General features: G+C 71.8%; 1 protein-coding gene. It reads right to left on the bottom strand.

What is annotated here, in order from left to right; all coding sequences use genetic code 11:
- A partial coding sequence (locus tag ROTAS13_RS24145; protein ID WP_171979232.1) for a hydantoinase B/oxoprolinase family protein occupies positions 1–1,670 on the bottom strand: 1,670 nt, incomplete at both ends.

A 1,670-nucleotide genomic window follows, 5' to 3' on the forward strand; every position in this document is an offset into this window, starting at 1 on the left:
CCATGCCATGCGGCGCGACCTCGCGGCGGGAGGCGACGATCACCGCCTCCATCGGCTCCAGGAAGCGGATGCGGCGGCGCGCGCCGTCTCCGCCATGCCACCGCCCGACGCCGCCCGAGCCGCGGCGGATGGAGAATTCCTCCAGCCGTACCGGGTAGCGCATCTCCAGGATCTCCGGATCCGTCATGCGCGTGTTGGTCATGTGGGTCTGCACCGCACTCGCCCCATCGAAGCCCGGCCCGGCGCCGACTCCGCCGCAGACCGTCTCGTAGTACTGGTAGCGCGCATTTCCGAACAGAAGGTTGTTCATCGTCGCCTGGGCGCAGGCGCAGGCCCGCAGTGCACCCAGCAGCGCATTGGCCACGGCCTGCGACACCTCGGTGTTCCCGGCCACGACGGCGGCTCCCCCTCCTGCCCCGCCGGGATGCGGCGACAGGAAGCTGCCCTCCGGCACCACGATGTCGATGGGCACGAGGCAGCCGTCGTTGAGCGGGATCTCCTCCCCCACCAGGCAGCGGAAGCCGTAGAGCACCACCGCCCGCGTCACCGCCGGCGGCGCGTTGAAGTTGTCGCCGCGCTGCTTCCCGGTGCCGGTGAAGTCCACCACCGCGCGCCGTGCCGCCCGGTCCACCCGCACCGCGACGCGCAAGGGCGAGCCGTCGTCCATGGTGTAGGCGAAGGCCCCGTCGCCCAGTCGGTCGAGCACGCGGCGCACGCTTTCCTCGGCATTGTCCATCACGTGGCGCATATAGGCGCGCACCGTGCCGAGCCCGTGCTCGCGCACGGCGCGGCGCAGCTCCTGCACCCCGGTCTCGTTGGCCGCGACCTGCGCCTTGATGTCGGCAACGTTCACGTCCGGCGAGCGCGCCGGGTACTTCGCGGCGCCCAGCAGGGCACGGAACTCCGCCTCGCGGAAGCGTCCCTGCTCGACCAGGAGGAAATCGTCGATCACCACCCCCTCCTCCTCCAGCACCCGGGAATCCGGCGGCGTGGAGCCCGGCGTCAGCCCGCCGATATCCGCGTGGTGGCCGCGCGAGCCGACGAAGAACAGGATCTCCTTCCCGTCCTCGTCGAAGACCGGCGTGATCACCGTGACGTCCGGCAGGTGCGTGCCGCCGTTGTACGGGTTGTTCAGCGCCACCACGTCGCCTGGCCGCAGCGTGGCGCCGCGCGAGCGGATCACCGTCCGCACGCTCTCCCCCATCGCGCCCAGATGCACCGGCACATGCGGCGCATTGGCCACCAGCCGCCCCTCGGCGTCGAAGACGGCGCAGGAGAAGTCGAGCCGCTCCTTGATGTTCACGGAAAGCGAGGTGTTCTGCAGCACCGTGCCGGTCTGTTCGGCGATGCTCATGAACAGCGCGCCGAACAGCTCCAGCATCACCGGGTCGGGCTTCGACGCATCGGCCAGCACCGCGTTCGCCCGCGCCTCCACCCGGCGGAGGATCATGTGGTTCAGCGCCGTCACCTCGGCCTGCCAGCCGGGCTCCACCACTGTGGTCGCATTCGCCTCGCGGATCAGCGCCGGCCCGCGCACCGTGTCGCCGGCCAGCAGCGCCTCGCGGTCCAGCACGGGGGCGCGGTGCTCCCGCCCGCCAGTCCAGAGCGCGACCCCGTCGATCACCGGCACGGCCTCGCCGGCGGGGCGGGCGGCGAGCCTCGGCTCCTCC

Origin of the sequence: Roseomonas sp. TAS13 (genome assembly GCF_001950415.1) — a bacterium.
Classification (GTDB): domain Bacteria; phylum Pseudomonadota; class Alphaproteobacteria; order Acetobacterales; family Acetobacteraceae; genus Roseomonas; species Roseomonas mucosa.